Source organism: Zunongwangia sp. (genome assembly GCF_048269745.1).
Taxonomy (GTDB): Bacteria; Bacteroidota; Bacteroidia; order Flavobacteriales; family Flavobacteriaceae; genus Zunongwangia.
In genome coordinates this window covers 482,466-504,331 of sequence record NZ_JBLXIB010000001.1, presented here as the reverse complement: position 1 = coordinate 504,331, position 21,866 = coordinate 482,466, and the positions used below count along the sequence as shown (strand labels likewise).

Genomic DNA, 21,866 nt, shown 5'->3' with positions numbered 1-21,866 from the left:
TTTTTAAAAGATTTTGTTTTTCTTCTTTCTAATTCACTTATATAAAGAAACTTGAGAAATGTATCCTAGCTAGTCATTTCCTTTTGCAGTTTTTAAAAAACTCGATTTAATATAGCTCTCGGATCTATTAGTAGAATACTAAAAACTCCGGCTACAATTATAAATTTTAAAATATTATGTAACAGTAAGTATTGCCATTTTGCCTTGCTAAAATACAAAATGAACATAAAGAGAATTAAAAGTGCAAAACTAGCATAAAAGTAGTAATGCATATACCCCACATTAAATTTTTGTGTAAGTAATAAGGTTGGAATAATTGAAATTAGGAAAAGAATACCTAAAAACAATTTACTTGACCGCTCTCCGTAAACCACAGGAATAGTATGATAATTTAATGCCAGATCTCCTTTAATATTCTCTAAATCTTTTACTAACTCTCGCATTACAATCATTAAATACAAAAATGTAGCATGTATAAAAATAACTGTTTCAGTATTTTTATAGTATACAAAAACGGCAAAGAAAGGAATAATTGCCATTATAGAAGCAACTAAATTTCCTACAAATAGAATTTTTTTTAATCGATGGGAATAAAACCAAATTGCGAAAATATACAATGAGAAAAAAACTACCGTTTTAAACGAAACATAACTTGCAAAAAAAACCGCAACCATATTCAGAATAAAGTATACTGAGAGCTTTGTTCGCTGACCAACAATACGGTCTAACATCGTTTTTTTAGGACGATTGATAAGATCTTTTTCGCTGTCGTAAAAATTATTAATGATATAACCTGAAGCGATTACGGTAGCCGTACTCAAAATCAGAAAAAATAAATTATCATCAAAAATCACTTCTCGTAACGGAAGCTCTGGCGCTAAAATAAATGCTGAAGTTAAGTACTGAGCTATAACAATCATTAAGATGTTATATCCTCGTACTACAGAAAAAAGACTAAGCATTTTAAGCAAAAACCGCTTATTTATTAGCGACGCCATATGCTATAAGATTTGAAAGATTTTTTTTAGAAGTTATAAACAACTTCTAGATTATAGCCTTTTAAAGATTTTCTCGCTTTCTCTATATTTTCGGTGAAGCCTAGTATATAGCCACCACCTCCAGAGCCGCAAAGTTTAAGGTAATAATCGTTAGTATCGATACCATGTTTCCACAATTTGTGAAATTTAGCTGGAATCATAGGTTTAAAATTATCTAACACCACATGGGAAAGACTTTTTACATTTTTAAATAGTGATTTCACATCTCCTTTCAGAAAATCGTCCACACAAGCATCTGTATGTTTTACAAATTTGGTTTTCAACATTTTCCGGAAAGGTTCCTGCTTCATATTCTCCATAAAAATACTCACCATTGGTGCCGTATCTCCTGTTGAACCACTATCTAGAAGAAAAACTGCTCCAGTACCATTTTGTGTTTGAGAAGGAATTCCTGCAGGTTCTATATTATCTTTAGAGTTTATTAAAATGGGAATGCTTAAATAACTATTTAAAGGATCTAAACCAGAAGATTTACCGTGAAAAAACGATTCCATTTCTCCAAAAATCTTCTTCAATTTTAATAATTTTTCTCTAGTGAGATTTTCTAATACCGTAATTTTATCGGTAGCATATTTATCATAAATAGCAGCCACTAATGCTCCACTACTACCAACACCATAGCCCTGAGGAATACTAGAGTCAAAATACATTCCTTTTTTAATATCAGCATTTAAAGTATCAATATCGAAATGTACTAAATCCGGATTCTTATTTTGTAGCTCATTTAAATAAGCTGCATAACGAGCTAAGTGTCCGTTAGATTCTTTTGCTTTTGCTGAAGACTCTTCAGAAACCTTTAAAGCGCCATTGTAAAAATTGTAAGGGATTGATAAGCCTTTAGAATCTTTAATGATTCCGTACTCCCCAAACAATAAAATTTTCGAATAAAATAAAGGTCCTTTCATAGTAATTACCCTAAGCAGTTTAACTGAATTGGCATCTGGCTTTCAGTATTATATATAAATTTACAATAATTTTGAGCCTTCTCCAACTTCATCGCAAATATAGTGTCCATTTTCACAATAGCCAACTAACTCATTCTTAATGAATTCTAAAATTTCGGTTTTATTTTGGCTGGGGTATAACATATGCACATTTGCTCCAGCATCTAACGTAAAACAAACCGGTATTTTTGATACTGCTCTTTTTTCCCAAATTTTATTGATAATTGCTAATGTATTAGGCTTCATCAACATAAAATAAGGGCTGCTACTCATCATCATCCCATGTAAAGTTAACGCTTCTCGTTCTACAATTTCAATAAATTTATCTAAATCGCCATTCTCGAAAACCGGAATTAAATTTTTTAAATTATCGTGAGCTTGGCTAAAACGAGCTTCTGCAAACGGATGTCCTTTCATTAAATTATGTCCAACCGTACTACTTACTTGTTTTTGGCCTTTATCTACTAACAAAATAGTATCTTGAAAATCGGTAAAAACAGGATGAATTTGATATGGATATGCGATTCCGTATTCATTACTACTTCTTTCAATTTCGGCATGCTGCCCCCAAACTACTAAATTACCTTGTACACTTCTACAAGCGCTACCACTCCCTAAACGAGCTAAAAAAGAAGATTTTTTATAAAAATAATCATCATCCATTTCAGGATTTAACTCTTTTTCAAGACTCATAATCCCTAAGGCTAATGCACTCATTCCGCTAGCCGAAGAAGCTATTCCGCTACTATGAGGAAAGGAATTCTCTGAATGAATTTCAAATTCATAACTATCTAAATAAGGACAATATTTATAAATACGCTCAAAAAAATCGGCTATTTTCGGTTTAAAGCTATCTTTTTGCTGACCTTCAAAATAAACATCGAATTTAACCTGATTAAATAAGGAATATTCCGAAGCTTTTACAAACTTAAGAGTTGTAGTAGTTTTGCAATTAGAAAGCGTAAAACTAACAGAGGGATTTGCCGGAATCTGGTTTTCTAATTTCCCCCAATATTTTACTAATGCTATATTACTAGGTGCTTCCCAAGTAAATTCTCCTTTTTCTACAGAAGCGTTTTTTGAAGAAGCTACAAAACTATCGTTAGACATGCGGCGTAAATTTTTGCAAATATATACTTTTAAATTTTTCTATATCGTTTGTTAAAAACTCATTTTTTTTATATTTTTAGATAATATCTAACAAACCATTTATGAATATTAAGCTGCTTTTACGCAGTGCAACTACCACAGGTATCTGTATGATATTTGGTCTATTAGGAGTTATAGCTCTACAAAATGGAGTTAAAGATTGGTACCCAGCATTGCAAAAACCTTGGTTTACCGCACCCGATTTTATTTACGGGCCAATTTGGATTGTAATGTATTGTATGGTTGGGCTTTCTGCGGGTTTAGTTTGGAGCAAAGGCTTTTACCATAGATGGGTAAAAACAGCTCTTTATCACTTTGGTTTTATAATGATGCTAAATGCTTTTTGGTTTCTTTTATTTTTCGGACTTCACGAAACCTTCTTAGCTTTATTAGCTATACTTGGTACTTTAACGATCACTTTCTTTACAATTAAGTGGTTTAAAATAGTAACACCTTTGTCTGCCTATTTATTAATACCTTATGCCGTTTGGATGCTTTACCTAACTTGTTTTACTTTTGAATTTTGGCGAATAAATTAATGCTCGGCTATAGCTTTTGCTGCTAAGTAAGCACCCGTCCAAGCATTCTGAAAATTAAAACCTCCCGTAACAGCATCGATATTTAAAACTTCACCTGCTAAATATAAATTTTCATATTTTTTACTTCTGAAATTTTTAAAATCTATTTCTTTTAAACTTACCCCTCCAGCCGTTACAAACTCGTCTTTAAACGTACTTTTCCCATTAACCTTAAATTTTGCTTTTGTTAGTTGTAGGGAAAAATTATCTAACTGTAAATTCGAAATATTAGCCCAAGCTAAATCTTCTTGAATTCCGGCTGCTTTTGCTAATTGAATCCACAAACGTTTTGGAATTTTAAACTGAGAATATTTCATAACTCTTTGTTTCGGAGAATTTTGCTTACAATTTTGAAGTTCTTCCCGTATGCTTTCTGTAGTAAAACCAGGCACCCAATTTACGAAAATCGAAAATTGATAATCTAATTGGTTTAACTCGCGCGCAGCCCATGCTGAAAGTTTTAAAATTCCCGGCCCGCTCATTCCCCAATGGGTAATTAATAATGGTCCTTCGCTTTCTAAGTTTAGGTTTTCAATTTTCACCTCAGAATAATTAGAAAGTCCTGCTAAATTTTTAATACGAGTATCGGTAATATTAAAGGTAAAAAGTGAAGGCACAGCGTCTATTAAATTATGCCCTAGCTTTTGTAGAATATCCCACATTTTAGGATTACTCCCAGTAGTTATTACAAGTTGATTACAGGTAAAAGTTTGTTTGGTGCTTTGTACCGACCATTGATTATCTAGCTTTTCAATATTTTTCACAGGTTGACCTGTTAAAATTTGTATTCCTAAATGTTTAGCTTCATTCAAAAAACAATCAATAATTGTTTGCGAATCATTAGTAACGGGAAACATTCTTCCGTCTTCTTCCGTTTTCAACTCTATTCCTCGATCGGCAAACCAACCTATGGTATCTCCCGTCATAAAACTATGAAAAGGACCTAACAACTCTTTATGCCCTCTTGGGTAATTTCGAACTAATTCCTTAGGAATAAATTCTGCATGAGTAACATTGCACCTGCCTCCACCTGAAACCTTAACCTTAGACAATACTCCTTTTCCACGCTCTAAAATTCCAATACTTAGCGCAGGATTAAAAGTGGCTGCATTTATGGCTGTAAAAAAACCTGCTGCTCCGCCTCCAACAATTAGCACATCAAAATGAGCCATAAATCTTAAATTGATAATTGAGTAAAAGTGTAATCTATATTCTTATTGTTTAATTAATAATTAAGCTATACGATCTGGATAATCGGAAATAATTCCATCTACCCCTAACTGTTTCATTTTTTCGATGCTCTGTTTTTTATTAACTGTCCAAACATTCACTTTAAAATTATTACGATGGGCATCTCTAATAAAATCCGGCCCAACTAATTTATGGTATGGATGAACAGCTGCTGCCTTTAAATGCCGCGCTTGTAAAAAAGCCATGCTTAAATCGTCCTCAGTTAAAACAGCAAGAGGCACATCTATCGATAAACCACGCATTGTCATTAACTCATCAAAGATAAAACTAGACACTAAAACTTTAGATTTTGAGTACTTTTTTAAATAAGGCATTAAAGCTTCTGCTGTTCCAACTGCTTTTAATTCGATATTTAGAATCGCTTGATTTTCTACTAATAAAAAAACTTCATCTAAAGTCGGAATTTCATATCCTCCTTCTGTTTTATACGATTTTAATTGTTTTAGTGTTTTTGCTGCCACATATCCTGTTCCATTGGTTGTGCTTTCTAATTCTTCATCATGAATAACAATAAGCTCTCCCGTTTTGCAAAGGTGTACATCTAACTCAATCATATCTACTTTAAGATTAAGTGCTCTTTTTATACTAGCTAGAGTATTTTCAGGAATATGACCTTTTGCACCTCTATGGCCTATTTTTAATGGTTTTGTCATATATTTTTGTTTTTATTTGGTTATTTGTTAGTTTTTTTAATTTAATATAGAAACACTTATCAGTACTTAACATTTAATTAGCGGTATAACTAACTATATTGAAGTGTTTTATAATTTACTAAAATGCAAATTTTATTAGGTGAACCAAAAGAATTTAAGCGCAAGTTAAAAATCAAAACACTGACTAACATAAAATATTACTATAAATGTTCCTCTAAATACAAAACTGATAGTAGAAAATTTAAAAGCTATATATTAAATACAAATTAGATTAATTGATGACAATTTACAATTTCATTAAAAAGAAGCATTTTTTTTGAAAAAAGAATACTCTAGTCTGTTAGATTAAAGAAATACAACCAATAAACTACAGAATATGGAAAAATGGTTTGAAGCATCACCAACAAGTTTACTAGCAATTATAATTAGTGCAATAGGTATTTACTGCTTGGTTATTATTTACACCCGAATTGCCGGTAAACGAAGCTTTTCTAAAATGTCGAGTTTCGATTTTGCCATGACAATTGCTAGCGGAAGTATTTTAGCTTCGACTATTTTATTAAAAAATGTTAGTTTACTTCAGGGGGCTATTGGACTATTAATTGTGTATGTTTTACAAATTAGCACTGCTTATTTAAGAAGATTCCACCTATTTCAGAAATTAACCGATAATAAACCGCTATTACTAATGAAAGATGGTGAAATTTTTCACGATAACTTAAAAAAAGCTCGAGTAACTGAATCTGACTTACGTGGGAAACTACGGGAAGCTAATGTTATCCAATTATCCGAAGTTAGAGCCGTAGTTTTTGAGACTACCGGAGATGTTTCAGTATTGCATTGTAATCCAAAAAAAGAATTAGAAGAATGGCTAATTAAAGATGTTAACCATAAATAGTAATTTTAGCAGCTAATTTTAAGCGATTTCTATGTATCAGCCTACACAATACTGTAAAAACAATCGGAATTTTATTTTCAACTTTATTAAAAATAACCCGTTTGCCACCATGGTTAGCCAAGAACAACATTTAGTGGCTACTCATATTCCGGTTTTAGTTGAAGGAAATGCTGAAAACTTTAGGTTATACGCTCATATCGCCAATCATAACGTACAATTAAACACACTAACAAATTCTGCTGAGGTTTTATTTATATTTCAGGGTGCTCACGGCTATGTAAGTTCATCTTGGTATACAGAAAAAGATATTAGTACTTGGGATTATTCTGCAGTACATATAAATGCAAAAATTAAATTACAAACTACTCAAGAATTAGAGCAATCGCTACAAAAGCTTGTCAATTTATTCGAAAACAAACAACAATTCCCTTTATTTTATAAAGATATCCCACAACAAATGCTTCACGAGCATCTTCATTTAATTACCGGATTCTGGGCAAAACCTTTTAAAATTCAAGGAATTGCAAAATTACATCAGGGATATTCAGAAGAAAACATTCAATCTTCTGTTACCCATTTAGAAAATGGCACACTAACCGAACAGCAATTAGCAAAAGATATTAAAATAGAAAACGAACGATATAAAAATTAGATTACTATTTAAAAAAAATCAAGAATTAGTTAAACTTCCTTTTCATAACGGATATTTAGTATTTCGATAATAAACACCAAAAATAACCCCCAAAATCGTTGAGTTTTTTATTGATTTTGGGGCAATTTCCCCGTAAATAAAGCTATAAAAATGCCATTTTCTATACTTATGAGAACCTTTACAAAGTAAGTGTTGATTAAATCTCTATTCTCAAAAAAACTTCATCTCCTAAAACCAAAAACAATCTAAAAATCAAATACTTAAATTATTCAAAATTGATAATAAAGAATTCAAAATTAAATAAAATGAACCTCAAAAATTATGGTATTTATTAGTTACCTCTTTTTAAAACATGATAATTATCATGTTTTAAAAGAAATAGGAAATTAACCTTTGCTGATTAAATTTTTAATATATGAATTCAAAATCTCCACATACGTTTCACATACCGGTGATGGGAATTTCATTTACTATTGATACTCCAGTAAAAGTTGCGTGTTATGGGATAAACTCTTCAATTTCGATAATTGAAGATCATCTCATCGAAAAAATGCGAGCGTATTATTATGGTAAAAATAACGAAGAATATCATCCCATAACTAAAAACGAAGATAATTATCGAGCTAAACGAATAACCGATTATTTAAACTTGGTCAATAAAGAAATCAAGAAAAAAATAGATCAGGTTAAAGAAGCTGCTTTTGAAGCAAATTCTGAAATCACTAAGTATTTTGAAATGCTTCCTGACACTGCTTCTATTAAAAAAAAGTATCTTGAATTTTTGAATATCGATAATCCTGAAGCTCAAAAAGAAATAGAGCAAGAACTTCGAAACAACGTAAAGCCTGGCGCTATTGAGGTTAATATAATGACCAAAGTAGACAAAGAAAATGTTGATAAAAATGGAGCAACTATCGAAAACGGTTCTGATGCTTTACAAGCTTTAAAAGGCTATGCTGAAAGTAATTTAGAAAATTCTACCATAGTATTCTCTGCCGGCATGAACCCAAGATTATTTAATTATATGAATAATTTTGATGCTTTTAAGATGAATACAAAAGGGAATTTTCCTAAAGCAGTTGCTATTAAAGTAAGCGATTATCGTTCGGCATTAATTCAAGGAAAATACTTAGCAAAACGTGGTATTTGGGTTAGTGAATTTAGAATAGAATCAGGATTAAATTGCGGCGGACATGCTTTTGCTACACAAGGTTTCTTACTAGGGCCTATTTTAGAAGAATTTAAACAAAACAGAGAATCGCTAGAAGCTGAATTAAACGATTTATATTTGAAGTCTTTCGAAAATTCTGAAGAAAAACCATTAACCGATCTTCCGAAAATAAAATTAACAGTACAAGGCGGAATTGGTACTCACGAAGAAGATGTTTTTCTAAAAGAATATTATAATGTAGATGCTACCGGTTGGGGTTCTCCATTTTTACTTTGTCCGGAAGCAACTAATGTAGATGAACATACACAACAACAGTTACAAAAAGCAAAAGAGAAAGATATTGTTTTAAGCCATAGTTCTCCATTAGGGGTTCGTTTTAATTATTTAAAAGGCACAACCGCTGAGACCGAACGTTTACAACGAAATGAAGACGGTAAACCAGGTAGCTCGTGCCCGGAAAAGTTATTGGTATCAAATACAGAATTTACAGATAAACCTATCTGTACAGCTTCTACAAAATACCAAAAATTAAAGTTAGCTCAAATTAAAAATTCAGATTTACTACCTGAAAAAAAGACAAAAGCCATTAACGAATTGCAACAAAAAGAATGCTTGTGTACCGGTTTGTGCAATAGTGTAGCAAAAACTAACAACTTTAATTTTGTAAAAAATCTTAATACAGTTACAGTTTGCCCTGGTCCTAACTTGGCATATTTCTCAAAATCATATTCTTTAAAAACACTATGTGATCATATTTACGGTAAAATTTCTTTAGAAGAAGGAAAACGTCCACATATGTTTATTAAAGAATTACAATTATATGTTTCGCATTTTACAGAGCTGTTAGAAGATACTAACTTTTCAGATCGTAAAGCTACTCGAAATCTAAATAAATTTTTCGGGAATTTAACTGAAGGAATTTCATATTACAAAAGCCTTTTTAATGAAGAGCGTATTAAATGCCAAAAATTTATTCAGGATTTACAAGAATTTGAATTGGAAGTAACCAATTTAAATCCAAAAACAATTGCCTAAATAAGCAAAAAACATAGTTAATTTAAAGCGGTTTTGAAATTTCGAAACCGCTTTTTTTGTGTTTTAAAAATGATTTTTATCAGTTTTTTTACACAGTCTTCTTAATACATTTGTTCCGTTTAAAAAAAAGGTAAAAATGAAAAAATTAGTTTTAAGTACACTATTATTTATTTTAGGGAGCTGTTTTCTTCAAGCTCAAGAAACATTAGATAATCCATGGCAATTTAGATTACGAGGGGTTGTAGTTAGCCCAGATGAAAGTGCAAATATTGAAGCCATTGGAGGCGATGTAGATATTTCTACTACACTAATTCCGGAGCTAGACATTAGTTACTTTTTTACTAAAAATTGGGCATTAGAACTTATTTTGGGAACCACTAAACACGATGTGAAAGCTGAAGGTACTGATGTAGGAGACCTCGATCTTGGACATGCTTGGTTATTGCCTCCTACTTTAACTTTACAATACCATGTAACTGAATTAGGGAATTTTAAACCTTATATAGGTGCTGGTTTAAACTACACCATTTTCTACGGAGTAGATGAAGGACCTAAAGCTGATGATATTGATTATGACAACAGCCTTAGTTTTGCTGCACAAATTGGTATCGACTATATGATAACCGATAAATGGTTTGTAAACCTTGATGTTAAAAAACTATTCTTACAAACCGATGCTACTGTAAATGCCACTACTGCTTTAGGTGCTACTGTAAATGCCGATGTAGATATTAATCCTTGGCTTATTGGATTTGGGGTAGGTATCAAATTATAATATTATCAACCAACTTAACCTAGTTGAGAAAGTCTCCTTCCATGGGGGCTTTCTTTTTTTTAGCCGAAATCGAAATTTTAGCATAATCTTTCTTTAATGCTAAATATCCCATTCCCTGCAACAAATCTTCTCTATCTTCTTGATTATGAATATCTAATGAGTTTGTTATTTTATATAAAGAATCACAAACTAAAAATGACTTTTCGATTAACATTGGCAAGTAAAAACGTGTAGAATGTTTCAGCTTAGCTGTATTAATTTTAATCCCTTCTTTTGTAATCCGAATAATCTTTTTCGAAAAAGGTTGCCAGTATCCAGTTACTTCGATTATGGCTTTTTCATCTTCCCAACGATTGGTAAATTCTTTAGTTTCTTTATCTGAGTAATGCTGAGAAAGAAAATTTTGTAGTTCTTTTCGATAAAAACCACTACTTAAAACTTCATTAGTACGTAATACTAATCGATATGCTTTTAGGTGAGCTCCACGGTAAATTAATCTCATATTTCATGGTTTAGTTAGTTAGCTACATCGAAATTAATCAATAATTCAACTAAATACTAGCTATTCACTACAAGATTAAATGAACTTTATGTTATTTTTTATGCTTTACCAAATTTTTTGCAGAATAATTTTCAACTTCCTTTAGAGAGTCTTCTGTATTGGCTTTATCTAATTTATCGGCCGCCATGTGCTTTTTTTCCTTCAAATCGCTGATTCTATTTTTAGTAAGATACAGCATATCTTTGGCTAAATAATTGGAATCTTTTCCATTATATTTATTCCAAAAAGCTTGATAATAATTTATTCGGGTATCGATATCTTTAAAATAATTATCGGCCGCTACCGCACGCTCATAAAGAGCTCGTATATGATCTGGATTTTCTTTTAAGATTTCCTGAAACCAATCGAAGGCCTTTTTATACTTCTCTTGATTTTTATAGGTTAATGCTAAGGAAAAATATTCGGCATCCATAGGCTGATCTTTGATTTCGATAGCCATTAAGAAATGTTCTTCGGAATTCTGATAATCTTTTTTTAATGCGTACATTTTTCCTAATAAAAAATGTGTAGAAGAATTTCCTGGCTCATATAACAAGGCTTTTTTGTAATTTTCAATAGCCTTATCAAAATTACCATCTTTATAATAGGCATAAGCCAATTTGGAATGAACAAACTCGTTTCGCAGACCTAGCTCAATGATTTTTTCATAATGTGGAATTGCTTTGTAAAAAACGGCCATTGCTGAATAAGTTTGGGCTGTTATTGAACGCAAAGAAACATTCTTTTCATTTTTCGATAGGCCCATCGCCGTGTAAGCCAATGTCTGCTGATATTCCTCATTTCTAAGACTCTCCTTAGATAATTTATACAGGGCATTTTGGTGATACTGGTCGAATTTATGTGTTTTTTTATATAAATCTAAAGCAATGCTATCATTCCCCATTCGCTCGTTTGCCAAACCTCTGGAATAATAGAATTGCGCATTCTCAGGAAAACGAAGACTTATTTTTTCATATAAACTGTCAGCTTCCTTTAATTGATTTAGACTTAAAAGTGTTTCCCCATAATTTAGTGCCGTAATTACTCGACTCGAATCAAAATCCAGGATTTTTTTATAGGTTTTTAAAGCTTTTTTATTTTCACTATTGGCTTTGTAATATTTAGCCAGATCTTTTAAAATTTTTACTGAAGAAGTATCTTCTTTCTCCATTAACGAAATCGCTTCCTCATATTTCCCAACTACATATAAACTATCGGCAATTTTTGTGTTGGACTGTGAAAAATTCTTAGTAGAAAAAGTTAGCAGAAAAGTAATAATACCAAGCTTTATCAAATTCATAATTCTAAAGTATTTTAAAAAGCATAACCTATTTACAAATATTCAAGCAGAATTTACTTTCTGCATATCTAGAGAAACAAAGCTTAAAGCAAACTCAAAAAGTCTTATATTCAGATAAGCTGCCCTATAAAAAGAACAGCTTTATACTAAATTATTATTTTGAAGCCGGTGCTGGCGGCGGTGGCGGTGGCACAGAACCATCTGATTTTCCGGCTACTCCGGAAGTACCTCCTCCATTTTGGAAAGCAATTGGCAGCGAATAAATAACACTTGCCGCTTTTCCTCTTTGCTTACCTGGCGTCATTTGTGGAATGGAATTTACTACTCTTTTGGCTTCTTCTTCTAATTCTGGCACCGGACCTCTGGCTTTTATATCACGAATATTTCCAGTTTCATCTATTCTAAACTGTACGATTACTCGCCCAATCGCTCCTTCTTCTAGCACTCCTTTACCAATATCCGTATTAAACTCTTCTGCAACAAATTCCATTAATTTTTGAGACATACATTCCTTGCGGGCCTCATTACTTTTTAGATCTTCACATCCAGGAAAAACAGGAACTTCTTCTATAACCGCGAATGGAACATCATTGGTATCTGCCCACCCTCTAACTTCATATACTTTATTTTCCTCTTTGAAACTAGTCCCTTCCATTTTTTCTTCGACTGCTTGTAACACCTTTACTAGTTCGATCTTTTCATCTTCAGAAAGATTATCCTTATTTTGAATTTTTGAAATAAGATTATCGATATCTCCTGTTGGATCATCTGAGGATACATCACGTTCATCTGAACAGGATACGTAAATCAACATCATAGCAAGTACCGGTACTACCAGTAAAAACTTGAATTTTGCGATTGTTGAAGATTTATTTTTTTGTAACATAACTATTCGTTTTTTGATTAATGATTTATTAAAAAATTGATTGGTGAATGAGAGATTTTGAGTATCAAAAGCGCTATTAAGCAACTGATTGAAATAATGCTTTTTAGAAGTTTTTTTTACCACCGCTTCATCGGCTATAAATTCGTGAAGTGCGGCTATTCGATTCTGAAAAATATAAACTAGCGGATTGAACCAAAACAGCACTTTTAAAATCTCGAAAAATAGCAGATCTAAGCTATGTTTTTGCGAAACATGAATTAATTCGTGTTCTAAAATCTGCTCACGTTCTTCAGCTGAAATGTCGCTACCCAGAAAAACAGTTTTCAAAAAGGTAAAAGCCACTCTGGAATTGGGAATTTCAACAATTTTGAAGTCTTTTTTATCTTCAGCTTTAAATTGAAATAACTTCCCTATAACTCGCCACCTTTTTAAGAATAAAACCAAGCTCATAAAACTACCCAAAGCATAGACGACCAACCACCAATTTACTGCCGCTGTCTTTTCAGCTTTAATATGTACCGTAGGTAATTGTTGAACTTGCGGCTGGTTACCTCCTATAAACACCTCGGGTAATTTAATCGTATTATTAATTGCCGTGACGGCAGATGCAGGTAAAACTTCAGATAACGCAGTAAAACTTACAAATGGCAATATTAAGGATAGCACAGGTGTTAGCAAGAGATACCAACGGTTAGCTGTAAAGAAAGTTTCCTTTTTCAGAAACAATTCATATACCAGTAGAAATGCCAGTTGAAAAATTACAATCTGAATAATGTACTGCATCATAATCTAATAATTTTAAGCCTGAACCTGAAAAGTTATCGGTAAAGAATAAATAATATCTTCTTTGGAGCCATTTGCTACTGGCTTAAATTGAAGCTTATTGATCACTCTTCTGGCTTCCTTCTCTAATTCTGGATAATCTGTTCTAATTTTTAAATCTATAATTTCACCTTCTGGATTTACTTTAAACTGACTTAGAATTCTGGTTAGGCCTTCTATACCTAATTCTTCTCCTAGATTGGTATTAAAATTAGCTGCTACAAACTGCATAACTTTCTGGGAAGTACAATCTTTTCTTTCTTCAGGGCTGCTTAGAGCTGCGCAATCTCCCATTACTGGCGGATTTTTAGCTTCACTCCAGGAAACACCATCTTTAAATAAAATTTCATCTAATGCCACATATTCTGGCTCTCTTGACTTACCAGACAAATCATCTGTTCTAGAGCCTAATTCAAAGTTCGCATACATGGTGAAAGCTGGTTCTCCATTTATTGAAACCGGATGCTTAGAAAAACCTTCTGGCACTTTTTCTGTTTCAGAATGAACAGTGTATGTTGCATCTCCTGTAGCACGATCAAAAGATACCCAAAGCACATACCCTTCATTTTCTTTTAAAAATGCAGAAGATTTTAAATGAATTTGAAAATTTTCTTCTGTTGTCTTTTTCGAGTCGTCTTTTTTACTCACATAAGTGTATTGCTCTAAATTTGGATCTGCCTCTTTATTTGCTCCATTTTCATTCGAACATGATACATAAAAAAGCATCATTACGATCGCGGGAATGAGCAATAAAAATTTAAGTTTCGATAATTGACCTGATTTTCTTTTCTGTAACATAACTATTCGTTTTTTGATTAATGATTTATTAAAAAATTGATTGGTGAATGAGAGATTTTGAGTTTCAAAAGCACTATTAAGCAACTGATTGAAATAATGCTTTTTAGAAGTTCTTTTCACGACAGCCTCATCGGCGATAAACTCATGAAGCAAGGCTATTCTATTCTGAAAAATATAAACTAAAGGATTAAACCAGAACACTACTTTTAAAATCTCGAAAAAAAGTAAATCTAGGCTATGTTTTTGGGATACATGAATAAGTTCATGTGCCAGGATATGCTCTCGCTCTTCTGCTGAAATATCGCTACCCATAAAAACAGTTTTCAAAAAGGTAAAAGCCACTCTGGAATTAGGAATTTCAACAATTCTGAAGTGTTTTTTATCTTCAATTTTAAACTGAAAAAATAGTTTTAAAGCACTCCATCTATTGAACAATAGTAACAAGTTTACCATACAACCAGAAATATAAGCTACCATCCACCAATTTATATTTAAAGCTTTTTCTTGCTGAATTTGAGCTTTTGGTAACTGTTCTACTATTGATTGATTAGTACCTATAAAAACTTCAGGCAAAACAAAATTTTGACTTTCAACCGGCAACATTTCTTGCGGGAAGAACTCAGCTAAATAAGGAATTGGCAAAAAAGGCAAAATCACAGCTAAGACAGGCGTCACTATTAAATACAAACGGTTAGCTGTGAAAAAGGTCTCTTTTTTCAGAAACAATTCATACACTAGTAAAAATACCAGCTGAAAAATGATAACCTGGAGTAAATACTGAAAAATCATTTCTTATCGTCTTTATTAATCTCTTTTAAAATGGCCTCTAAATCTTTAGTGTCCATTTCATTCTTTTTCATAAAAAAGGAAACCATGCTTTTAAAAGACCCATTAAAATAATTATTCATAAGCTTAGTCATGCTCTGATTGCTATAGGTTTCTTTCTCTACAAGTGGAAAGTAGATGTATCCTTTTCCCTTTTTACGATGATCTACAAACGCTTTGTTCTCTAAAATTCTTACAATCGTAGAAACCGTATTATAAGCCGGTTTTGGCTCTGGCATCTCCTCGATAATTGTGGCAACATTTGCTTCTTTTAATTGCCAAAGAATTTGCATAATCTCTTCTTCTGCTTTCGTTAATTGCTTCATCTTTTTTATTTTTTAAAAAGCTCTTTTTTATAATTTTTGGTTAAACTAACTTATCATTTGATACAAGCTAATTTAAACTAAATAATTAGTTTTAACTAATAAAATAGTTTTAAAATTTAAACTTTAACATTTATAAATACTCAATATCTAATAGGCTATCAGAATTTTGCAAACCGGACAAGTATTTCTATTTAAAATTATCGGAATATTCCTTTCTAGATTACTTAACTATTTAACATCAATAAATAAACATTTTAAATCATAACTTTAATAGAAAACTAACATAAATAGCAAACAAAAATTGGTATCTTGACTATGCAAAACAGTTACAACCTATGGTGTTGTAATTATTATAAAAAATGATTTAGTTATACGATAGCTATCAAGATTACTATTCTAAAACCTCGAGTATTAAATAAAATTTTAGCACTTACAACTACAAATTATGAAACATTCGCAAGATCCGAAGCAACTTGCTTCAGCGATAGAAAACCTAGAAGATTTAAAAGCAAAATTCGACCAAAGAAAGCCTCTTATTTTTTTAGATTTTGATGGCACTTTAGCTCCTATTGTAGAAAATCATGAAGATGCTAAAATGGACGATGAAACTCGAGAAATTGTTCAGCAATTATCTCAAAAATATGCTATCGCCGTAGTTAGTGGTCGTGGTTTAAGCGATGTACGCGAAAAAGTAGGTCTTACTGATATTTTTTATGCTGGCAGCCATGGTTTTGAAATTGCCGGGCCTAATAATTTTAAAAAAGATAATGAAGAAGCAGAAAAAATGCTGCCGGTTTTTGATGAAATTGAAGAAATTCTTCAGAAAAAATTATCTAAAATTAATGGGGTTCGGTTCGAGCGTAAAAAATTCACCCTTGCCATCCATTATCGGCAAGTAGCTGAAAGTGAAATTTCAGACTTTCACTCAATTATTGAAAAAGAAGTGAGCAACTATCCTAAACTACATAAAGGAGACGGAAAAAAAGTAGTTGAAATAAAACCCAATATCGATTGGCACAAAGGAAAAGCTGTTAATTTTCTTAGGAAGGAACTCAGTGAACAAGAAAATCCATTTTCAATATATTTAGGTGACGACACTACGGATGAAGATGCTTTTCGAGAAATGGAAAACGGCCTTGGTATTTTAGTGGGAGAACATGGACACAATTCATACGCTGATTATCGCGTAGAAAATATAACTGAAGTAAAGAAATTTTTAAAAGAACTATTATAGTTATGAATTCTTGGAATGTATGTTACGCAGAATTCGATTTAGAAAATGAACGCCTACGCGAAGCTCTTTGCACCTTAGGGAATGGCTATTTTGCCACCCGTGGTGCTTTAGAATGGTGCGATGCTCAAAAAAACCATTATCCCGGAACATATTTAGCTGGTGGTTACAATCGGTTAACCACAAAAGTTTCAGGTAAAAAAATTGAAAATGAAGATTTAGTAAACTGGCCAAACTGGCTAGTCCTGAAAATGAAGATTGAAGATGATGATTGGATTTCCCCATCCAATATTAAAATTGAAGACTATCAGGAAAAACTAGATTTACAACGAGCTACCTTACGCCGTTATATCTTATTTACCGACCAGAAAAACAGAAAAACAGAATTTATAAGCGAACGAGTTATCTCGATGGCTAATAAACATAGAGCGGCAATAAAATGGGAAGTAAAAGCTATAAATTGGGAAGGTACGGTTACCATACATTCAGCCTTAGATGCTTCAGTAATTAACGCAGGAGTAGATCGGTATAAAGATTTAAGCAGTAAACACCTAAATATTCTTTCCATTGGGAAACATCAAAATGGAGCCATTTTTGTAAAATCTGCAACTACCCAATCGGATATTAGAATGGCGCAAGCTACGAAAACGTTATTTTACAAAAAAAATAAAGAAAATCTAGTTCCCAAAAGTTCGCTTATAGAAAATGAAGAATATATTGGAGAAGACTTCAGTGTAAAACTTTCTAAACAACAACCAATCTTCATTGAAAAACACCTGGCTCTTTATACTTCGAAAGATGAAGCTACCACAGAATCTTTACTAGAAGCTGTTAATGCATTAAGCGAAGTAACACCTTTTGAAAAATTAACTAGTGAGAATACACTGGTTTGGCAATCCCTTTGGACGGAGAATGATATTGAAATAGAATCTGATGATTTTGAAGACCAGCTAATTCTGCGTTTGCATGTTTTCCATTTACTACAAACGTATTCAGCCCATACCACTAATCTTGATGCTGGCATACCTGCACGTGGTTGGCATGGCGAGGCTTATCGAGGCCATATTTTTTGGGATGAAATGTTTACCTTTCCACTTTACAATATCAGCTCTCCCGAAATTTCTCGCAACTTACTGTTATACCGATATCGAAGGCTCCCAGAAGCCAGAAAAGCAGCCCAAAAAGCAGGTTTTAATGGCGCGATGTTCCCTTGGCAAAGTGGTAGCAATGGTCGAGAAGAAAATCAGATATTACATTTAAATCCAGAATCCGGAAAATGGAATCCGGACAACACCTATTTACAGCGCCATGTAAATGCAGCAATTGCATATAATGTATGGACGTATTTTGAAACAACCGGAGACATTGAATTTTTATCGTTTTACGGAGCTGAAATGATACTGGATATTGCCCATTTTTGGAGTAGTAAGTGTAGTTATTCCGAAGAAAAAAAACGTTTCGAAATTCATAAAATTGTAGGACCCGACGAATACCACACTAAATATCCCGATAGTAATCAAAGTGGATTAAAAAATAATGCCTACACCAATGTGATGGCCGTTTGGGTATTAGAACATGCGCTAAAAACGATACAACATTTAGATCCGGCTTATGCTAAAAATCTTTTGAAACGATTAGCGATTTCTGATAAAGAATTAGAACGATGGCAAGCCATTACAAAGCAAATGTATATTCCGTTTTTTGAAAATAGTAATGTAATTGCTCAATTTGAAGGCTTTGATAAGTTGAAAGATCTAGATTGGGAAAAATATCGATCTAAACATGGAGAAAACATGCGATTAGATCGAATTTTGGGTGCAGAAAACGATGATATAAATAAGTATAAAGCCGTAAAACAAGCCGATGTTTTAATGCTTTTCTATCTTTTCTCTATAAAAGAATTACAATCGATTTTCCGTAAATTAGGTTACGATTTTGAACCCAACAAACACCTTATCGATACGGTTAATTATTATAAAAAAATTACCTCGCATGGTTCCACACTTAGCCAATTAGTACACAGTTGGGTATATGCAAGGCAAAACCGAAAAAAAAGCTGGCATAATTTTGAAAAAGCGCTTATGAGCGATTTTAAAGATGTACAAGGAGGCACTACTTCAGAAGGAATCCACCTAGGAGCCATGGCAGGGACTATAAATTTGATTCAGGAATGTTATACTGGTATGCGTTTCGAAAATAATATTTTACACCTACAACCTAGATTACCTGAAAATCTTGCTAAAATTAAATTCCGCCTTCGCTACCTTCAACATTGGGTAGAATTGGAGTTAACGCATGATTACCTAACATTAAGAAATAACGGAAAATGGCATCAAAAAATTAAAATTATTGTTAAAACCAAATCTTTTTATTTTGAGCCTGGCGAAGAAAAACAAATAAACTATCATCAACTCTAATTAAAAACTAATGGGGCTATTTTTTATAATTTTAGCTGGTTTATTATTACTAATCGGAATTACGGGTAGTATTTTACCTGTAATTCCAGGTGTTCCGGTAAGTTGGTTAGGATTATTAATTTTGTATTTGCATCCTAATTTATCAATTAACTATTGGTTTTTAGGAATTACATTAGTAATAGCCATTCTCATTTATGCATTACAAATTGCCATTCCCGCAATGGGAACAAAAAAATATGGCGGTAGTAAATTAGGAATAATTGGTACTACGGTGGGATTAATTGTAGGAATTTTTATTCCAATCCCCTTAGGTATTATTATTTGTCCATTTATCGGTGCTTTTTTGGGAGAAATAATCAATAAAAATGATTCTAAAAATGCACTACGAGCTGCATACGGATCGTTTATTGGATTTTTAGCTTCAACTTTTATAGAATGCCTAACAGCAATAGTTTTTCTAGGCTTATTTATCTACCGATTATGGAAATATCAAGATATTTTATTTTAATAGCTTATGCTTATAAGTCGCATGTTAACTTTAAACTATAAAAATTACCATTATTTTTTTCAGAAGTAATAGTAAATCCGCCTTTAACCTTTTTCACTAAATGATTTACAAGCTTTAAGCCTAAACCAAAACCTTGGCGGCTAATTGTATCTATCGAAACTTGAGTTAATTCAGATTCTAGAATTGCTGATATATTCTCCTCAGGCAAGGCTTCTCCGATATCCTTAACTTCAACTATTAAATATACTTGGTCTGAAACCTCACTATTCTTCAAAGATAAAAAAACATTTACTTTGCTTTTTTTAGGACTTGAGCGTATAGAATAGGAAATGATATTACCTACAATCTGAAATACATAGCGATTAAAAAATTTGATTTCGTTATTACCAGGAATTAATAATATATCTAAATCTACTTGTTCAGCTTTGGCCTGTACCGAAAATAAATTCAGTAATTTTTCCTTCAAAATAACCAAACTAGTTTTGCCTTTGCTCTTATAAAATAAATTATTTTCTTGTTTATTTAGAATAACAGAAAGTAAATCAAGCATCTCTGAACTAGTTTGTCCACATAATTGTAAATAGTTTTTTAAGTTCTCTACTTCTTTCTCATCTTCAGACAACTTACTTAAACCTAAAATATTGGTTGCAGGTCCTCTTAAATCGTAAGCAAGTTCTCGCTGACTTGATAAAAGTTTGTGAAAACTAGAATTAATTTTTGCGTTTTTTTTAAGCAATTCTAACTTTTCAACAATCTCTTTTGCTAAAATTTTTAAGAGCTCTTTATCCCCTGTTGACATTTCATGTTCAACTTCATCTAATACACATAATGCTCCTATTGACTCTCCATTATCTGTAATTAGTGGCACTCCAAAATAATAATGAATGGCTTCTTCTAAAGGAACATCATATTTATCGTCTTCTCTAAAGTTTTTAACCTCATAAGATTCATGATGAATGGTGTATTGGCAAATAGACTGCTCTCGTTTCATAACGCCAACAGGAAGTCCTTTTGCTGCAATGGACCATTGCCAATAAGAATCTAAAATATTAACAAGAGAAATTTGCGCTCCCGTAATCATAGAAGCTAGATTAGTAATATTCTGAAAATATTGATCTGAACTTGAATAATCTATTGCAAACTCAGCAACAGCTTCAATTCGCTTGAACTCTGCCTCTAATGATTCTTTGGAAATTTTCATTATTTATAATTAACTAACAAAAATATTATAATTCACTTTGTTAATATACTAATTAAATACGAAGATTCTTATTAACAAAGGTTTATAATGTATTATTTCATTAAAATAACCAACCAGTCGTATATTTATATTAGAAATAAACTAATCCATTACTATGAAAAAAAAGAGCGCTATAAAATTTACGGCTTTAATTTTTGCAAGTGCAGGAGTGCTTGCTTTTACATCTTGTAAAAATGAAAAAAATAATGATGCAGGATTAGATAAATTAGAGCAATACGAACCAAAAGAAAATACAGACAATCAATATCCAACAAATGCTACCGCAGAATACTTAACGTATATCGAAAGGGATATGGATATGGACAATGAGCAAACGGAAAAAATTAATTCTAAAGATGCGCTACATAAATTAATAGCAGCTGTTCAGGAAAAATCTGAAGATTTAAAAACCATACCTAATGAGGAATTAGACAGTTTAGCTGAAAATACGTCCAAAGGTTCTGAAATTAAAATTGATAATTTTAAGCATCAAGCCGGGCTTTTAACAAATCAGTTAGAGCTACTACAAAAAGATAATTTTGAAAATTTAGCGGGATCCATTGCAGATCTTAAAGAGGATTTAGCTGAAGTATCAAAATCTAAAGAAATTAATTATGAGAATGAAGATATCCAAAATTTCTTTGAAGATGCTGCCGATATTTTGGAAGATATGATTACCGATACTCCAAATGGGAATGTTGAAGCTAGCTATATAAGTGATGATTCTTTACAATATAGCCAAAAACCTGATACTATAGAAGTAAAAGAGTAATCACATTTTTTATAAAGCTTAAAAAAAGCCACTTAT

The 21,866-nt window shown here is 32.1% G+C and carries 20 protein-coding genes; 9 read left to right on the top strand and 11 right to left on the bottom strand.

Annotation, left to right across the window (positions count from 1 at the left end; genetic code table 11):
• Positions 1–92 precede the first annotated feature (92 nt).
• Genes ACN0WI_RS02215 through ACN0WI_RS02205 form a run of 3 tightly spaced genes read right to left on the bottom strand, consistent with a single transcriptional unit; the run spans position 93 to position 3,112 of the window.
• The gene (locus ACN0WI_RS02215) at positions 93–998 is read right to left on the bottom strand and encodes a geranylgeranylglycerol-phosphate geranylgeranyltransferase (RefSeq protein WP_417884978.1); all 906 of its coding nucleotides are present in this window, start codon (positions 996–998) and stop codon (positions 93–95) included.
• A gap of 26 nt (positions 999–1,024) precedes the next feature.
• Positions 1,025–1,963: a mevalonate kinase gene (locus tag ACN0WI_RS02210; RefSeq protein ID WP_417884977.1), complete on the bottom strand. Its 939-nt coding sequence runs from the start codon at positions 1,961–1,963 to the stop codon at positions 1,025–1,027.
• Positions 1,964–2,023: 60 nt separating this feature from the next.
• On the bottom strand, positions 2,024–3,112 hold the full coding sequence (locus ACN0WI_RS02205) for a diphosphomevalonate/mevalonate 3,5-bisphosphate decarboxylase family protein (protein ID WP_417884976.1): 1,089 nt from the start codon (positions 3,110–3,112) through the stop codon (positions 2,024–2,026).
• Positions 3,113–3,213: 101 nt separating this feature from the next.
• Between ACN0WI_RS02205 and ACN0WI_RS02200 the strand changes: the two genes are divergently transcribed.
• Positions 3,214–3,690: a TspO/MBR family protein gene (locus tag ACN0WI_RS02200; RefSeq protein WP_417884975.1), complete on the top strand. Its 477-nt coding sequence runs from the start codon at positions 3,214–3,216 to the stop codon at positions 3,688–3,690.
• Here ACN0WI_RS02200 and ACN0WI_RS02195 read toward each other — a convergent pair.
• Positions 3,687–4,901 carry an NAD(P)/FAD-dependent oxidoreductase gene (locus ACN0WI_RS02195; RefSeq protein WP_417884974.1) on the bottom strand — a complete coding sequence of 405 codons (1,215 nt, stop codon included), beginning with the start codon at positions 4,899–4,901 and terminating at the stop codon, positions 3,687–3,689. The genes ACN0WI_RS02200 and ACN0WI_RS02195 overlap by 4 nt on opposite strands.
• 60 nt (positions 4,902–4,961) lie before the next feature.
• On the bottom strand, positions 4,962–5,633 hold the full coding sequence (locus ACN0WI_RS02190; protein ID WP_417884973.1) for a glycerophosphodiester phosphodiesterase: 672 nt from the start codon (positions 5,631–5,633) through the stop codon (positions 4,962–4,964).
• 376 nt (positions 5,634–6,009) lie between these two features.
• On the opposite strand from ACN0WI_RS02190, the gene ACN0WI_RS02185 reads away from it, so the two are divergent.
• The 4 genes from ACN0WI_RS02185 (at position 6,010) to ACN0WI_RS02170 (ending at position 10,164) form a co-directional block, all read left to right on the top strand.
• The gene (locus ACN0WI_RS02185; RefSeq protein WP_417884972.1) at positions 6,010–6,531 is read left to right on the top strand and encodes a DUF421 domain-containing protein; all 522 of its coding nucleotides are present in this window, start codon (positions 6,010–6,012) and stop codon (positions 6,529–6,531) included.
• A 31-nt stretch (positions 6,532–6,562) separates the two neighbouring features.
• A complete protein-coding gene (locus tag ACN0WI_RS02180; RefSeq protein WP_417884971.1) occupies positions 6,563–7,183 on the top strand; it encodes an FMN-binding negative transcriptional regulator in 621 nt (206 codons plus the stop codon).
• 415 nt (positions 7,184–7,598) lie between these two features.
• A complete protein-coding gene (locus ACN0WI_RS02175; RefSeq protein ID WP_417884970.1) occupies positions 7,599–9,389 on the top strand; it encodes a hypothetical protein in 1,791 nt (596 codons plus the stop codon).
• Between the two features lie 136 nt (positions 9,390–9,525).
• Entirely contained in the window at positions 9,526–10,164 is a 639-nt protein-coding gene (locus tag ACN0WI_RS02170; protein ID WP_417884969.1) for an OmpW/AlkL family protein, read from the top strand.
• Between the two features lie 19 nt (positions 10,165–10,183).
• Here the strand turns inward: ACN0WI_RS02170 and ACN0WI_RS02165 are convergent, their stop codons facing one another.
• From ACN0WI_RS02165 to ACN0WI_RS02145, 5 genes are all read right to left on the bottom strand, one after another.
• Positions 10,184–10,666, bottom strand: a complete 483-nt coding sequence (locus ACN0WI_RS02165; RefSeq protein ID WP_417884968.1) for a hypothetical protein — start codon at positions 10,664–10,666, stop codon at positions 10,184–10,186.
• Positions 10,667–10,757: 91 nt separating this feature from the next.
• Positions 10,758–12,005, bottom strand: a complete 1,248-nt coding sequence (locus ACN0WI_RS02160; RefSeq protein WP_417884967.1) for a tetratricopeptide repeat protein — start codon at positions 12,003–12,005, stop codon at positions 10,758–10,760.
• Positions 12,006–12,159: 154 nt separating this feature from the next.
• The gene (locus ACN0WI_RS02155) at positions 12,160–13,677 is read right to left on the bottom strand and encodes a M56 family metallopeptidase (RefSeq protein WP_417884966.1); all 1,518 of its coding nucleotides are present in this window, start codon (positions 13,675–13,677) and stop codon (positions 12,160–12,162) included.
• Between the two features lie 12 nt (positions 13,678–13,689).
• Positions 13,690–15,186 carry a M56 family metallopeptidase gene (locus tag ACN0WI_RS02150; RefSeq protein ID WP_417884964.1) on the bottom strand — a complete coding sequence of 499 codons (1,497 nt, stop codon included), beginning with the start codon at positions 15,184–15,186 and terminating at the stop codon, positions 13,690–13,692.
• Between the two features lie 110 nt (positions 15,187–15,296).
• Positions 15,297–15,662: a BlaI/MecI/CopY family transcriptional regulator gene (locus ACN0WI_RS02145; protein ID WP_417884963.1), complete on the bottom strand. Its 366-nt coding sequence runs from the start codon at positions 15,660–15,662 to the stop codon at positions 15,297–15,299.
• 445 nt (positions 15,663–16,107) lie between these two features.
• Here ACN0WI_RS02145 and otsB point away from each other — a divergent pair, with 445 nt between their 5' ends.
• The 3 genes from otsB to ACN0WI_RS02130 are packed head-to-tail and all read left to right on the top strand — an operon-like array spanning position 16,108 to position 19,818.
• Entirely contained in the window at positions 16,108–16,896 is a 789-nt protein-coding gene (gene otsB / locus ACN0WI_RS02140) for a trehalose-phosphatase (protein ID WP_417884962.1), read from the top strand.
• 2 nt (positions 16,897–16,898) lie between these two features.
• Positions 16,899–19,310, top strand: coding sequence for a glycoside hydrolase family 65 protein (locus ACN0WI_RS02135; RefSeq protein WP_417884961.1), 2,412 nt, complete (start codon positions 16,899–16,901; stop codon positions 19,308–19,310).
• 10 nt (positions 19,311–19,320) lie between these two features.
• On the top strand, positions 19,321–19,818 hold the full coding sequence (locus tag ACN0WI_RS02130) for a DUF456 domain-containing protein (RefSeq protein WP_417884960.1): 498 nt from the start codon (positions 19,321–19,323) through the stop codon (positions 19,816–19,818).
• A gap of 10 nt (positions 19,819–19,828) precedes the next feature.
• Here ACN0WI_RS02130 and ACN0WI_RS02125 read toward each other — a convergent pair whose 3' ends face one another.
• Complete coding sequence (locus tag ACN0WI_RS02125) at positions 19,829–21,019, bottom strand: GAF domain-containing sensor histidine kinase (RefSeq protein ID WP_417884959.1); 1,191 nt, start codon at positions 21,017–21,019, stop codon at positions 19,829–19,831.
• Positions 21,020–21,173: 154 nt separating this feature from the next.
• Here ACN0WI_RS02125 and ACN0WI_RS02120 point away from each other — a divergent pair, with 154 nt between their 5' ends.
• Entirely contained in the window at positions 21,174–21,830 is a 657-nt protein-coding gene (locus ACN0WI_RS02120) for a hypothetical protein (protein WP_417884958.1), read from the top strand.
• The last annotated feature ends 36 nt before the right edge of the window (positions 21,831–21,866 follow it).

What these genes read in the sequence shown, in the direction of transcription:
- ACN0WI_RS02180 (WP_417884971.1), top strand. Translation starts at nt 6,563, where the DNA reads ATGTATCAGCCTACACAATACTGTAAAAACAATCGGAATTTTATTTTC.
- ACN0WI_RS02130 (WP_417884960.1), top strand. Translation starts at nt 19,321, where the DNA reads ATGGGGCTATTTTTTATAATTTTAGCTGGTTTATTATTACTAATCGGA.
- otsB (WP_417884962.1), top strand. Translation starts at nt 16,108, where the DNA reads ATGAAACATTCGCAAGATCCGAAGCAACTTGCTTCAGCGATAGAAAAC.
- ACN0WI_RS02205 (WP_417884976.1), bottom strand. Translation starts at nt 3,112, where the DNA reads ATGTCTAACGATAGTTTTGTAGCTTCTTCAAAAAACGCTTCTGTAGAA.
- ACN0WI_RS02170 (WP_417884969.1), top strand. Translation starts at nt 9,526, where the DNA reads ATGAAAAAATTAGTTTTAAGTACACTATTATTTATTTTAGGGAGCTGT.
- ACN0WI_RS02125 (WP_417884959.1), bottom strand. Translation starts at nt 21,019, where the DNA reads ATGAAAATTTCCAAAGAATCATTAGAGGCAGAGTTCAAGCGAATTGAA.
- ACN0WI_RS02195 (WP_417884974.1), bottom strand. Translation starts at nt 4,901, where the DNA reads ATGGCTCATTTTGATGTGCTAATTGTTGGAGGCGGAGCAGCAGGTTTT.
- ACN0WI_RS02190 (WP_417884973.1), bottom strand. Translation starts at nt 5,633, where the DNA reads ATGACAAAACCATTAAAAATAGGCCATAGAGGTGCAAAAGGTCATATT.
- ACN0WI_RS02120 (WP_417884958.1), top strand. Translation starts at nt 21,174, where the DNA reads ATGAAAAAAAAGAGCGCTATAAAATTTACGGCTTTAATTTTTGCAAGT.
- ACN0WI_RS02215 (WP_417884978.1), bottom strand. Translation starts at nt 998, where the DNA reads ATGGCGTCGCTAATAAATAAGCGGTTTTTGCTTAAAATGCTTAGTCTT.
- ACN0WI_RS02135 (WP_417884961.1), top strand. Translation starts at nt 16,899, where the DNA reads ATGAATTCTTGGAATGTATGTTACGCAGAATTCGATTTAGAAAATGAA.
- ACN0WI_RS02165 (WP_417884968.1), bottom strand. Translation starts at nt 10,666, where the DNA reads ATGAGATTAATTTACCGTGGAGCTCACCTAAAAGCATATCGATTAGTA.
- ACN0WI_RS02160 (WP_417884967.1), bottom strand. Translation starts at nt 12,005, where the DNA reads ATGAATTTGATAAAGCTTGGTATTATTACTTTTCTGCTAACTTTTTCT.
- ACN0WI_RS02185 (WP_417884972.1), top strand. Translation starts at nt 6,010, where the DNA reads ATGGAAAAATGGTTTGAAGCATCACCAACAAGTTTACTAGCAATTATA.
- ACN0WI_RS02145 (WP_417884963.1), bottom strand. Translation starts at nt 15,662, where the DNA reads ATGAAGCAATTAACGAAAGCAGAAGAAGAGATTATGCAAATTCTTTGG.
- ACN0WI_RS02210 (WP_417884977.1), bottom strand. Translation starts at nt 1,963, where the DNA reads ATGAAAGGACCTTTATTTTATTCGAAAATTTTATTGTTTGGGGAGTAC.
- ACN0WI_RS02175 (WP_417884970.1), top strand. Translation starts at nt 7,599, where the DNA reads ATGAATTCAAAATCTCCACATACGTTTCACATACCGGTGATGGGAATT.
- ACN0WI_RS02200 (WP_417884975.1), top strand. Translation starts at nt 3,214, where the DNA reads ATGAATATTAAGCTGCTTTTACGCAGTGCAACTACCACAGGTATCTGT.
- ACN0WI_RS02155 (WP_417884966.1), bottom strand. Translation starts at nt 13,677, where the DNA reads ATGATGCAGTACATTATTCAGATTGTAATTTTTCAACTGGCATTTCTA.